Consider the following 12222-nt stretch of genomic DNA (forward strand, 5'->3'; position numbering starts at 1 on the left):
AGCATCTTTATAATTCTCTTATCCCTACTAGCACTTCGTTATCCAGCTTTTTCGCTGCCCGAAGATCATATGTTTTTTCATATGTTGGTTCAATTGCAAGTTTCGCTCCATAAAACATAACATCACGCACTTCTTGCACATTTACTTCTATTACAGTTAATTTTAAAGAAATACCTTCCATTCTATCTGTCAAAATTTCACCTGCACCACTTATGGAAAATACGGATTCATTCGCCATTATAGTCAATACCACACCTGTATTATGCCGGATATTTTCCACAATACGTGAACGTTGATCTACTGCAAATCGAATACTAGTTTTACTCACTGCATACACCCAAGAAATAGCACTTACGTTAGGAACTTGTTTTTCGAAATCTGTCGTTGCTATCATAACAATACACTCTTTACGCAACGTTTGTACTAAATCCTCTGTTAAGGTAGGCTCTACTACATTCGCCATATTTTCACCTCCAAACATACTTGGTATATCCTTATCATAACTTATTTTTTGAATTGCGAAAATATTATTTTTTCCCACTATTATTCAAAAACATTATACTTCCATGATATACTTATACTGATAGAATTCGTATTGAGGTGACGAAATGAGAGTCAAATGTATGATTTGTGATAAAAAAGATATGTTAGATGATGAAAATCCTATGGCAAAAAAACTGCGTAATCGCCCTATTCATACATATATGTGCATGGAATGTTCGGAACGAATTGCAGAACGTACAATGGAACGTCATGCAAGTGGTAATTTCCGATTATATCGTGATAAAAAAATCGAAGACGATTGGTAAAATGTAAATAAGTCCTTACTCATATAGATAAGGACTTATTTATATTTTTCTGGTTCACGATTCATCTGATCCAAAAAACAATCAATGGCTTCTAGCGGAAACCTTGCAGACTTCCTTTCCCCATTCATTTCATATGTAATTAAATACATCTCCTCGTTCTTTTCGACTTCCACATTTTTTAATTTATGTTCTTCATATATCATATTTTGAAATAACAAATACGTTTCTTTTGCAGCACTATCATCTGGACGTGCTTCAGCAACTGTTTTAATTGTTAACCAATTATATAGTGCATCTTGTACTGAACGCATAAAAACTCCCCCTTCCTCATCCTGCTTTTTGTTGTTTCGCTTGACGCAAACGTAATCTATAAATCCCAAGTACAATTGCCGCTACAACAAGTCCTTCTCCAACGGGTAAAAATACAGCAAAAAAGGTTAATACTGTACATCCAATTGCTAATGATATGTATATCACAATATTTTTAAGTACAGACAACTTTCTAGCAAACCCTAAATTATAGACGAGAGCACTTAATATAATAATCGTCCCATAAAGTAACCACATTCCTAACTCTGGATTTTCATCTACCTTACACAATTTCGCAAAAAAAGACATCCTTTCTAACACACTCTTCCCCCCTAGCAGTAAAATACAATTTTCTTTATACACTTAATACAAGAGTAACTCGCAAAAAAAATACTGTCCACAAAAAAGAGTAAATATTCTAAAAAATAAACATAATAAAAAACAACGACCTTTATAAAAGGTCGTTGTTTTTTTGTTTTTACGCTTCAACAGATTTCTTTTTCTTAGCAGCTCTTTCGCGCTCACTCTTATCAAGAATCTTTTTACGCAGACGAATTGATTCTGGAGTTACTTCACAGAACTCGTCATCGTTTAAGTACTCTAATGATTCTTCTAAAGTCATTAGGCGTGGTTTCTTCATTGTTGAAGTTTGATCTTTCGTCGCAGAACGAATGTTAGTTTGTTGTTTCATTTTCACAACGTTAACTGTTAAGTCGTTCTCACGAGTATGTTCTCCGACAATCATACCAGCATATACTTCTGTACCTGGTTCAACGAAGATTACACCACGGTCTTCAACTTGCATAATGCCGTATTGTGATGCTTTTCCTGTTTCAAGTGAAACTAGAACACCTTGGCGACGTCCACCCACTTGTCCAGCATGTACTGGTTGGTAGCAATCGAATGTATGGTTTAAAATACCGTAACCACGAGTTAATGTTAGGAATTCTGTTGTGTAACCAATTAAACCACGTGCCGGAACCATGAAAGTAAGGCGAACTTGACCGTTTCCGTTATTCACCATATCTAACATTTCACCTTTACGTGCACCCATTGATTCCATAATAGAACCAGTGTACTCTTCAGGAACATCGATTTGTACGCGCTCTACAGGTTCACATCTTACGCCATCGATATCTTTAATAATTACTTCAGGCTTAGATACTTGTAGTTCATAACCTTCACGACGCATGTTTTCAATTAAGATAGATAAATGCAGTTCCCCGCGTCCAGATACGATCCATGCATCAGGAGAATCTGTATTATCTACACGTAAACTTACATCTGTTTCTAATTGTGAACGAAGACGCTCTTCAATTTTACGAGATGTAATGAATTTACCTTCACGACCTGCAAATGGGCTGTTATTTACAAGGAATGTCATTTGTAGCGTTGGCTCATCAATACGTAATAATGGTAAAGCCTCTTCATGCTCAACCGGACATACCGTTTCACCTACGTTGATGTCTTCCATACCTGAAACAGCTACTAAATCTCCAGCTTTTGCTTCTTCAATTTCTTGACGTTTTAATCCAATGTAACCGAATAATTTCGTTACGCGGAATTGTTTTACACTTCCGTCAACTTTCATTAAAGCAACTTGTTGCCCAACCTTCATTGTACCGCGGAATACGCGTCCAACTCCAATACGTCCAACGTAGTCGTTGTAATCAAGAAGTGCTACTTGGAATTGAAGTGGCTCTTCACTGTTATCAACTGGTGCTGGAATATGTTCGATAATTGTATCGAATAATGATTTCATATTCTCTTCTTGATTTGCCGGATTTGAATCCAAGCTTGCTGTTCCGTTCATTGCTGATGCAAATACAACTGGGAACTCTAATTGATCTTCGTTTGCACCAAGTTCGATGAATAAGTCAACTACTTCATCAACTACTTCATCAGGGCGAGCGAAGTCACGGTCAATTTTGTTTACAACAACGATTGGAGTTAAGTTTTGCTCAAGAGCTTTCTTTAAAACAAATCGTGTTTGTGGCATACAACCTTCATATGCATCAACAACAAGTAGAACACCATCAACCATTTTCATGATACGTTCTACTTCTCCACCGAAGTCAGCGTGACCTGGTGTATCTAAAATATTAATTCTTTTATCTTCATAGTGAATCGCTGTATTCTTCGCTAAAATTGTAATACCGCGTTCTCTCTCTAGATCATTTGAATCCATTGCGCGTTCTTCAATATGTTCATTCGCACGGAATGTCCCCGCTTGACGTAATAACTGGTCAACAAGTGTTGTTTTACCATGGTCAACGTGGGCAATAATTGCTATATTACGTAAATCTTGTCGTTTTTTCAACATGTCCAACTCCTAATGTCTTTTTAATCCTTCTCTATTATAAGAGCGAAGGGGATACAATAGCAATTAAAATAAAAGCAAGAATGAAAATATAGTTGTATTCTTACTTTTGTGAAAGTAAAATGAGATTGGAGGGTGAAGAAATGGAACACATTCAATATCGCTTTTTATTAACCGCAATTATCGGTGTTATTTTCTTAATCGGTATCGGCATTATGATTGCTGAAAATAGTCCAATCGGTATTATTATTTGCATTATCGGTACATTTGTTGCAGTTGGATACGGTTTTGTAACAAAAAGAAAAATGCGCAAATCACAATAACGCTAAAAAGTAAGAAGCTTATACATAGCCTCTTACTTTTTTTGTGGCTCTGATATAAAAGATAACACTTCTTCATACACTCCTGGTTTTGCAACTAGCACACTGCTCTTCTCTATGATAGAAAGTGGCGCTCCAGAGAATGTCGTTACCTTCCCTCCAACTTCTTCTACAATTATCTGTCCTCCGCCAAAATCCCATGGTGATAATCTCGGCGTTACATATGCATCTATTCTTCCTGTTGCAACGTACACCATCTCTAACGCTGCACAGCCATACGATCTCGTGCCCCTTGCTTTCTTAACAAGTGCCATCATACTTTCCATATTAAGCAATGGATTATCTGTAAGCCATATCGCATTTAAAGCTACAATACCTTGCTCTACAGTTCCTTTTTCCAATGGAGGAATTGATATATCATTACAAAAAGCTCCAGATCCCTTGACTGCATGATATAGTTCATCATGTACTGGATCATAAATAAGTCCAATCTTTCCGATACCGTTCTCATAAATCCCCATTGAAATTGCAAAATTTCTTTTTTGATGAACAAAGTTCATCGTGCCGTCAATTGGATCAATTAACCAAACAACCCCGTCAGAAGACGTTATCTCGTCTCCATAACCCTCTTCTCCTAAAATATTATGATTCGGGAATGTTTCTTTAATTTTCCCAATTAAAAACTGTTCTATCTCTCGGTCCATATTTGTCACTAAGTCAGCTGCATTGGATTTTGTTTCTATAATAAGTGCTTTTTTCATGGATGCCATTAAATGCTCTCCTGCATCCCGAATCCACCGTTTGGCGTGTGCATCGATGTCTTTCCATACTTCTTGCATGTTTAAACACTCCGATCTTTACTGTTCACAGAAAAAACGAACCCTTTATAAGGTTCGCACCAACTAATTTTTTATACATATACTATTATTACGCTTCTAAACGAATCATTTCAAGTCTTAACACTTCTAACTTTTGTACACACTCTTCTTTTTTCTGTTTATCATCTTCCATCATCGCATCATATAAAGTTGCTAATTCATAATCTAGCTCCAAACGTAGCACCGGTATTCTCTTTTCGGCATCTGTTCTCTTTAACGCATTAATCACCTGTCTCATATTATTTGCCTCCTCCCAATATTCGTCTGCCCTCGGACTAGAATTAATTCAATTTTCTGATTTTTTGTTTTATACTATACTATGTTGGATAAATCATCTATGCAACAAAATTATATTTTTTTATTTAAATTTTTTTGTGCTGTTTTTTTTATGAATAGTACAAGCTATGCTAAAATAAAAGCAAAATAGGAGTTGGAGGAACAATCATGACAATACAAACATTCAAGTCAACTGATTTTGATGTCTTTACAGTTGATGGTCTCGAAGAACGAATGAGTGCAATTAAAACGAACATTCATCCTAAGCTAGAAGCTTTAGGGGAACAATTTGCAGAATACTTATCCCAACACACTGATGAGAACTTTTTTTATCATGTTGCAAAACACGCACGTCGCAAAGTCAATCCACCAAACGATACTTGGGTTGCTTTTTCAACAAATAAACGAGGATATAAAATGCTACCGCATTTCCAAATCGGCTTATGGGGTACTCATGCCTTCATATACTTTGGTTTAATCTATGAGTGTCCACAAAAAGTTGAGACGGCTCATGCCTTCTTAGAACATTTAAATGATTTAAAAACAAATATTCCAAATGACTTCGTTTGGTCCATTGACCATACTAAACCAAGTGTGAAATTACATAAAACACTTGAAACCGAAGACTTACAAAAGATGATTGAACGACTAGCTACTGTAAAAAAAGCAGAATTATTAGTTGGTATTCATATATCACCAGAGGAGTTTTCAGCAATGACCAACGAACAATTCCTTGCTAAGATTGAATCTACGATGCAATCACTCCTTCCTTTATATGCACTTTGTAATCGATAGTAGAAAACGGACAATTTATATTGTCCGTTTTTAGTTGTTATCACATTATATCACTTCAGTTTTTATTTTTCAAAATATTTTTTACATTTTTACAACCTTTTGTTCTTCGACTTCCTTTGCTCTTTGAATAGCACGATATATAGAGTATCCACTTACTTCTTGAAACTCTTTATCAATTTTCTTTTCTTCTGCTTTCGATGGAACAATCTCTTTAAAGCGACGATATAAACCCATTAATTCTTCTCTTATAATTCCTTTTTCATAAGCTTTCTCAATTGCTTCATAAAACTTCACAATTATAACCATTTCCTCATTTGACCAATCATAATCTAACGGATATTGATATTCCATTTCGCACCCCATTTATCATTTCTTCTTGTTTCATTATGCTATCTTAAAGAGAATATTTTATTATTCATTATAGCCACTCTGCATTATACACTATTTATTCATTTTAATGGAATTGTCTTCCTCTATTCATTAGTTGAGGCTAACTATTAAACATACTCACCTTAAAAACATTTTTTTCTATACATCTATAATTATTGGTGATATAATGCTTTTGTTTTATAGAAAATAAAGTGAAGCTACCATCTCAAAAACGATTTTTTGAATGGCAGAAAAACAAGCCTCATTCTAAAAAAAGACTTACCTTTTTTAGAGCAGGATTATATAAAACAAATTATACTAAATATTATGAAGAAGAAGGGGTGTATAGATTGTCCCAATACGAAACACCATTGTTTACCGCTTTAGTTGAGCACAGTAAGCGAAATCCAATTCAATTCCATATTCCTGGTCATAAAAAAGGACAGGGCATGGATCCTACATTTCGCGAATTTATTGGGCATAATGCATTAGCAATTGACTTAATTAATATTGCGCCACTCGATGATTTACATCATCCAAAAGGTATGATTAAAGAAGCACAGGATTTAGCAGCCGCTGCATTCGGTGCAGATCATACTTTCTTTTCTATTCAAGGTACAAGTGGCGCTATTATGACAATGGTGATGAGCGTTTGCGGTCCTGGTGACAAAATCCTAGTACCACGAAACGTGCATAAATCAGTAATGTCAGCTATTATTTTCTCAGGTGCAAAACCGATTTTCATGCATCCTGAAATCGATCCGAAGCTCGGTATTTCTCATGGAATCACAATTCAATCTGTCAAAAAAGCACTTGAAGAGCACTCAGATGCAAAGGGCTTACTTGTTATTAATCCAACGTACTTTGGGTTTGCTGCAGACTTAGAACAGATTGTACAATTAGCACATTCTTATGACATCCCTGTACTAGTCGACGAGGCTCATGGTGTTCATATTCATTTTCACGATGAATTGCCGATGTCAGCGATGCAAGCGGGTGCAGATATGGCAGCAACAAGTGTTCACAAATTAGGAGGCTCTTTAACTCAAAGTTCTATTCTTAATGTGAAAGAAGGCTTGGTGAATGTAAAGCATGTCCAATCTATTATTAGCATGCTTACGACTACATCAACTTCTTACATCTTGTTAGCATCCCTTGATGTTGCCAGAAAACGTCTTGCTACAGAAGGAACAGCACTCATAGCACAAACAATACAATTAGCTGAACATGTTCGTGATGCTATAAATTCTATTGAGCATCTTTACTGTCCTGGAAAAGAAATGTTAGGTACAGATGCTACCTTTAACTATGATCCTACAAAGATAATTGTATCTGTAAAAGATTTAGGTATTACCGGCCACCAAGCTGAAGTATGGCTTAGAGAGAAATATAACATTGAAGTAGAACTCTCAGATCTATACAACATACTATGTCTTATCACTTTGGGAGATACAGAAAGTGATACAAATACACTTATTGCAGCATTACAAGATTTAGCAGCAACATTTAGAAATAGGGCAGATAAAGGTGTTCAAGTACAAGTAGAGATTCCAGAAATTCCAGTGCTAGCACTTTCTCCTCGAGATGCTTTTTATTCGGAAACAGAAGTCATTCCATTTGAAAATGCAGCGGGTCGTATTATAGCTGATTTTGTTATGGTTTATCCGCCAGGGATTCCAATCTTTACTCCGGGGGAAATTATTACACAAGAAAACTTAGAGTATATTCGTAAAAACTTAGAAGCAGGTTTACCTGTACAAGGTCCTGAAGATATGACATTACAAACATTACGTGTTATTAAAGAGTACAAGCCTATCAGTTGATAGGCTTTTTTTTCACCTTTTTTCCTATTCTTCATACGATACTAAAGAATGTAACGTATAGGTGGGGATACTATTATGATTGTAATAGGCCGTTCTATTGTACATCCTTATATTACAAATGAATATGAGCCATTTGCAGCAGAGAAACAACAAATTTTATCAATAATGGCAGGAAATCAAGAAGTTTATTCCTTCCGAACAGCTGATGAACTCAGCTTTGATCTCAATTTACGAGTTAATATTATTATCTCTGCACTAGAACTTTTTCAAAGTGGATTTCAGTTTCGCACATTTCAACAATCCTTTTGCAACCCCCAGTATTGGAAAAGAACGTCCCTTGGAGGATTCGAGCTTCTTCCAAACATACCACCTTCTATTGCCATACAAGATATTTTCAAAAACGGAAAACTATATGGAACTGAATGCGCAACCGCTATGATCATTATTTTTTATAAAGCTTTATTATCATTGTATGAGGAAGAAACTTTCAATCGTCTATTTGCAAACCTTTTACTTTATACATGGGACTACGATCAAGATCTAAGGCTCATAACAAAAACCGGTGGCGATCTTGTTCCAGGTGACCTCGTTTACTTTAAAAACCCACAAGTGAATCCAGCTACGATTGAGTGGCAAGGAGAAAACACAATCTATTTAGGAAATTTCTTTTTTTACGGACATGGCGTAGGTGTAAAAACAAAAGAAGAAATTATTTATTCATTAAATGAACGACGAGTCCCTTACGCTTTTATTTCAGCTTTCTTGACCGATACTATTACCCGTATCGATAGCCGTATAATGAGCCAATACGCTTCTTCTAGTACACCACAGACATCCATAAGCTTTATTCCAATTAGAGATGATGCAATCGTTGCAACAGTTGGCCATACAACTACAATTTATTAAAAAAAGCGCCTACACATGTAGGCGCTTTTTCTTATTATTAAGCTTTTGTATGTTCTTTATGGTCACATTCGCAATGAGATCCACATTTCCCGTATAGTACTGTTGATTTTTCATCTTCAAAATGTCCAATTGTTCCTTCACATACTTGGCATACGATTGTTCCCATTTTCATTTCCCCCTGAGTTTTAATAGTAATCTATTTATTTATCATTAAGCTTTCGCATTATCTTTTCTAGCACAGTCACAATTTGTTCCACATTTTCCGTAAAGTACCGTCGTTTTCTCATCTTCAAAATGTCCGATTGTTCCTTCACATACTTGGCATACGATTGTTCCCATTTTTCATTTCCTCCTAAGTTTATGGTCCTAAAAACTTTTAGCTGTCCATTTCCTATCAATTATTGGGCTTTTGTATGCTCTGTGTGATCACATCCGCAAGATCCACATTTCCCGTAAAGTACCGTTACTTTCTCATCTTCGAAGTGTGCAATTGTACCTTCACAATCTTGACATACGATTGTTCCCATTTTTCATTTCCCCCTAAGTTTATAATCCCAAAAACTTTTTTGTAACCGCTTAACTTTCTGTCTTCATTTTAATATGTTATACTTTTTACGTCAATAGGTTTTTAGTATAACACATTAAATATTTTAAATTTAAATTAGTATGCGATATTAAAATAAAAAAACAGCCATATTTATAAGTACGACTGTTTCACATTAATTATTCTTCATATTCCGCATGTAAAGAAGTTGACGGAACTAGAAATTTGAAAAACTGAGCTAACTCCTTTGCTTCCTCTTCTGATCCTAATTTAAAAATCTCCTGTATATATTGAACATTCTCTACATCATCTCGTCCGAGTAAAGTAGACCTTCCTGTTTGCATACAAACAATGAGCGGCTTTCCAAAAAACATATTTGTATAAATAACACCAAAATCATAACGTGTATCATGTGTCATAAACCCTAAAAATCGTACCTTCACACTTTCATGCTCATCATACAATTTTTCAAACATTGGTTTCCACCTTTCTACATCACGTTTCATTACTAGTATATTAAACAAAACATGTAATACTCCTTTTAATTGTCAAAAAATTCAGTAGGATGTAGAATGATAGTATTCTACTAAGTTAGGGGGAAGTTCTATGCAACATGCCTTTATTACGCTTGTACCTAAATCCAATCAACAATCTGTTTCAATAGATGATATAAAACAACTTTTTCATTATTATAAAACAGTTACTTATAAAACTGGGGCCCAAATTAATTACACGTATACAAATACCGCTTTTCCTTATGAAATTTTAGATACATCTACAACAACATTAAAACTTCAATCCAATCACGACCGGTATGACTCAATTTATATTGGTGTTGGTATAGAAAATGAACAATCTTTCATCCAAGTTTCTTTACCACCTAATGCAACATATGGTGACAAAGGGAAAGCAAATGAATTTTGCCGTTTTTTAGCGAAGAAATTAGAAGGAGAGTTACAATTATTTAATGGAAGAACAATGTATTTTTATAAACGTTAATTTAAAAAATAGATAATATGATTAAAAATAGTATACAATTCGAACATGTAAGAAATAAAGCTTGCTTTCTTACGTGTAATACAAAATATGCTATTACATAGGCTAAATACAGGAATACGAAAAAAAGAATGACTTTATAATGAAGCTTATCACCATTCGATAATGTTAACACAGTGGAAAAGCCACTCCATAGTAGTAAATGATAAAATATAACATGTAATATTTTCATGGAACCTTCTCCTTTGACATGCTCTATTTTATTAATATATGGGGTTAAGTTTGAATCAATTACATATTATAGGATGATACATATTACCTTTGAAGTAAATTACGCATGAATCATTTGTTAAAGTATTATATATTCATTCGACAAGTACGTTTAAAGACCTTGCAAGTCATTTGATGAAAATAAAAATAGCCCCTCTCTTACAATAAGAGAGGGGCTATTTTTATTAATTAAATTATTTTACAATGTGAATTGGCATTCCAAGAGCAACTTCAGCTGCTTCCATTGTGATTTCACCTAATGTTGGGTGAGCATGGATTGTTTGAGCGATATCTTCAGCTGTCATTCCAGCTTCGATAGCTAAACCAATCTCAGAGATAATATCAGAAGCACCTGCACCTGCAACTTGAGCACCTACAAGAAGGCCATCTTCTTTACGTGTTACAAGTTGTAGGAAACCGTCAGTGCTGTTTAATGATAATGCACGACCGTTAGCAGCGAATGGGAACTTAGATACAGTTACAGTCATTCCAGCTTCTTCAGCTTGTTTTTTAGTGTAACCAACAGATGCTAATTCTGGATCAGTGAAGCATACTGCAGGAATTCCGATGTAATCGATAGCTGATGCATGGCCACTAATTGCTTCTACAGCTACTTTACCTTCGTAAGAAGCTTTGTGAGCTAATGGTGGTCCAGGAACGATATCACCGATTGCATATATGTTTGGTACATTTGTACGACATTGCTCATCGATTTCGATGATGCCGCGGTCAGTCATTTTAACTCCAACTTGCTCAAGACCGATTTCTTGAGTGTTTGGACGACGACCTACAGTTACTAATACGTAATCTGCTTCTACAGTTTGGATTTCACCTTTAACTTCAAAGCTAACTTTTACGCCAGTTTCTGTTTCTTCAACGCCTTTAGCCATAGCTTTTGTATGGATATTTACGTTACCTTTTTTCTGTAGAGCACGTTTAACAACAGAGCTCATAGCTTTTTCGAAACCAGCTAAGATTTCGTCGCCAGCTTCTACTACAGTAACTTCTGTACCGAAGTTAGCATATGCAGTACCTAATTCCATACCGATGTAACCGCCGCCGATTACAACAAGTTTTTTAGGAATTTCAGGTAAGCTTAAAGCACCTGTAGAGTTGATAACACGTTTAGAGTATTTGAATCCTGGAATTTCGATTGGTGTAGAACCAGTTGCAAGAACAGCATTTTTAAACGTATAAGTTTGAGCTGCATCTTCAGTCATAACGCGTAATGTATTAGCATCTACGAAGTAAGCTTCACCGCGAATGATTTCAACTTTGTTACCTTTAAGAAGGCCTTCAACACCGCCAGTTAATTTCTTAACTACGCCGTTTTTCCATTCTTGAACTTTTGTAAAGTCAACTTTTACGTTCTCTGCAGTGATACCCATGTCATCAGAATGCATTGCATTCTCATAACGATGACCTGCATTGATTAACGCTTTTGAAGGAATACATCCAACGTTTAAGCATACGCCACCAAGGTTAGCTTTTTCAATGATTGCTACCTTTTGACCTAATTGTGCTGCACGAATTGCCGCAACGTATCCACCAGGACCTGCACCAACAACGACTGTATCTAATTCAATTGGGAAATCTCCTACTACCAT

The 12222-nt window shown here is 35.5% G+C and carries 19 protein-coding genes; 6 read left to right on the forward strand and 13 right to left on the reverse strand.

Annotated elements, in window-relative coordinates; genetic code table 11:
• Positions 1-7: 7 nt before the first annotated feature.
• Positions 8-463 carry a pyridoxamine 5'-phosphate oxidase family protein gene (locus MHI26_RS20390; protein WP_000024597.1) on the reverse strand — a complete coding sequence of 152 codons (456 nt, stop codon included), beginning with the start codon at positions 461-463 and terminating at the stop codon, positions 8-10.
• A gap of 145 nt (positions 464-608) precedes the next feature.
• Between MHI26_RS20390 and MHI26_RS20395 the strand changes: the two genes are divergently transcribed.
• The gene (locus MHI26_RS20395) at positions 609-809 is read left to right on the forward strand and encodes a YlaI family protein (protein WP_002082250.1); all 201 of its coding nucleotides are present in this window, start codon (positions 609-611) and stop codon (positions 807-809) included.
• A 35-nt stretch (positions 810-844) separates the two neighbouring features.
• Here the strand turns inward: MHI26_RS20395 and MHI26_RS20400 are convergent, their stop codons facing one another.
• The 3 genes from MHI26_RS20400 to typA form a co-directional block, all read right to left on the reverse strand.
• Positions 845-1120 (reverse strand): hypothetical protein, encoded by a 276-nt coding sequence (locus MHI26_RS20400; protein ID WP_001258140.1) that lies wholly within the window; start codon positions 1118-1120, stop codon positions 845-847.
• Between the two features lie 16 nt (positions 1121-1136).
• The gene (locus tag MHI26_RS20405; RefSeq protein ID WP_000893662.1) at positions 1137-1439 is read right to left on the reverse strand and encodes a YlaH-like family protein; all 303 of its coding nucleotides are present in this window, start codon (positions 1437-1439) and stop codon (positions 1137-1139) included.
• 157 nt (positions 1440-1596) lie between these two features.
• Positions 1597-3441, reverse strand: a complete 1845-nt coding sequence (gene typA, locus MHI26_RS20410) for a translational GTPase TypA (protein ID WP_000914752.1) — start codon at positions 3439-3441, stop codon at positions 1597-1599.
• Positions 3442-3581: 140 nt separating this feature from the next.
• Here typA and MHI26_RS20415 point away from each other — a divergent pair, with 140 nt between their 5' ends.
• The gene (locus MHI26_RS20415) at positions 3582-3761 is read left to right on the forward strand and encodes a DUF5325 family protein (protein WP_000400123.1); all 180 of its coding nucleotides are present in this window, start codon (positions 3582-3584) and stop codon (positions 3759-3761) included.
• Positions 3762-3793: 32 nt separating this feature from the next.
• Here the strand turns inward: MHI26_RS20415 and MHI26_RS20420 are convergent, their stop codons facing one another.
• Entirely contained in the window at positions 3794-4597 is an 804-nt protein-coding gene (locus MHI26_RS20420; RefSeq protein ID WP_001158707.1) for an inositol monophosphatase family protein, read from the reverse strand.
• A gap of 88 nt (positions 4598-4685) precedes the next feature.
• A complete protein-coding gene (locus tag MHI26_RS20425) occupies positions 4686-4874 on the reverse strand; it encodes a hypothetical protein (protein ID WP_001250164.1) in 189 nt (62 codons plus the stop codon).
• Positions 4875-5080: 206 nt separating this feature from the next.
• On the opposite strand from MHI26_RS20425, the gene MHI26_RS20430 reads away from it, so the two are divergent.
• Positions 5081-5707 (forward strand): YktB family protein, encoded by a 627-nt coding sequence (locus MHI26_RS20430; protein WP_000155318.1) that lies wholly within the window; start codon positions 5081-5083, stop codon positions 5705-5707.
• Between the two features lie 81 nt (positions 5708-5788).
• Here the strand turns inward: MHI26_RS20430 and MHI26_RS20435 are convergent, their stop codons facing one another.
• Positions 5789-6058 carry a UPF0223 family protein gene (locus tag MHI26_RS20435; protein ID WP_061666432.1) on the reverse strand — a complete coding sequence of 90 codons (270 nt, stop codon included), beginning with the start codon at positions 6056-6058 and terminating at the stop codon, positions 5789-5791.
• Positions 6059-6426: 368 nt separating this feature from the next.
• On the opposite strand from MHI26_RS20435, the gene speA reads away from it, so the two are divergent.
• On the forward strand, positions 6427-7899 hold the full coding sequence (speA, locus tag MHI26_RS20440) for an arginine decarboxylase (RefSeq protein WP_061666353.1): 1473 nt from the start codon (positions 6427-6429) through the stop codon (positions 7897-7899).
• Between the two features lie 75 nt (positions 7900-7974).
• The gene (locus MHI26_RS20445) at positions 7975-8805 is read left to right on the forward strand and encodes a protein-glutamine gamma-glutamyltransferase (RefSeq protein ID WP_000635339.1); all 831 of its coding nucleotides are present in this window, start codon (positions 7975-7977) and stop codon (positions 8803-8805) included.
• A 37-nt stretch (positions 8806-8842) separates the two neighbouring features.
• Here MHI26_RS20445 and MHI26_RS20450 read toward each other — a convergent pair whose 3' ends face one another.
• The 4 genes from MHI26_RS20450 to MHI26_RS20465 all read right to left on the reverse strand — a co-directional run bounded on the left by MHI26_RS20450 (position 8843) and on the right by MHI26_RS20465 (position 9825).
• Entirely contained in the window at positions 8843-8971 is a 129-nt protein-coding gene (locus tag MHI26_RS20450; RefSeq protein WP_000536796.1) for a GapA-binding peptide SR1P, read from the reverse strand.
• A gap of 44 nt (positions 8972-9015) precedes the next feature.
• Complete coding sequence (locus MHI26_RS20455) at positions 9016-9144, reverse strand: GapA-binding peptide SR1P (protein WP_000536803.1); 129 nt, start codon at positions 9142-9144, stop codon at positions 9016-9018.
• A 59-nt stretch (positions 9145-9203) separates the two neighbouring features.
• The gene (locus MHI26_RS20460; RefSeq protein WP_000536778.1) at positions 9204-9332 is read right to left on the reverse strand and encodes a GapA-binding peptide SR1P; all 129 of its coding nucleotides are present in this window, start codon (positions 9330-9332) and stop codon (positions 9204-9206) included.
• 196 nt (positions 9333-9528) lie between these two features.
• The gene (locus MHI26_RS20465; RefSeq protein ID WP_000462038.1) at positions 9529-9825 is read right to left on the reverse strand and encodes a DUF3055 domain-containing protein; all 297 of its coding nucleotides are present in this window, start codon (positions 9823-9825) and stop codon (positions 9529-9531) included.
• Positions 9826-9955: 130 nt separating this feature from the next.
• On the opposite strand from MHI26_RS20465, the gene MHI26_RS20470 reads away from it, so the two are divergent.
• Positions 9956-10348, forward strand: a complete 393-nt coding sequence (locus MHI26_RS20470) for a DUF1885 family protein (protein ID WP_061666352.1) — start codon at positions 9956-9958, stop codon at positions 10346-10348.
• 1 nt (position 10349) lies between these two features.
• Here the strand turns inward: MHI26_RS20470 and MHI26_RS20475 are convergent, their stop codons facing one another.
• Both MHI26_RS20475 and lpdA read right to left on the reverse strand, forming a co-directional pair.
• Positions 10350-10577 carry a hypothetical protein gene (locus MHI26_RS20475; RefSeq protein ID WP_000697473.1) on the reverse strand — a complete coding sequence of 76 codons (228 nt, stop codon included), beginning with the start codon at positions 10575-10577 and terminating at the stop codon, positions 10350-10352.
• Positions 10578-10809: 232 nt separating this feature from the next.
• Positions 10810-12222, reverse strand: coding sequence for a dihydrolipoyl dehydrogenase (lpdA, locus tag MHI26_RS20480; protein ID WP_000260104.1), 1413 nt, complete (start codon positions 12220-12222; stop codon positions 10810-10812).

The sequence above is a fragment of the Bacillus sp. FSL K6-1218 genome (assembly GCF_038006445.1).
In the GTDB taxonomy this organism is placed as follows: domain Bacteria; phylum Bacillota; class Bacilli; order Bacillales; family Bacillaceae_G; genus Bacillus_A; species Bacillus_A thuringiensis_S.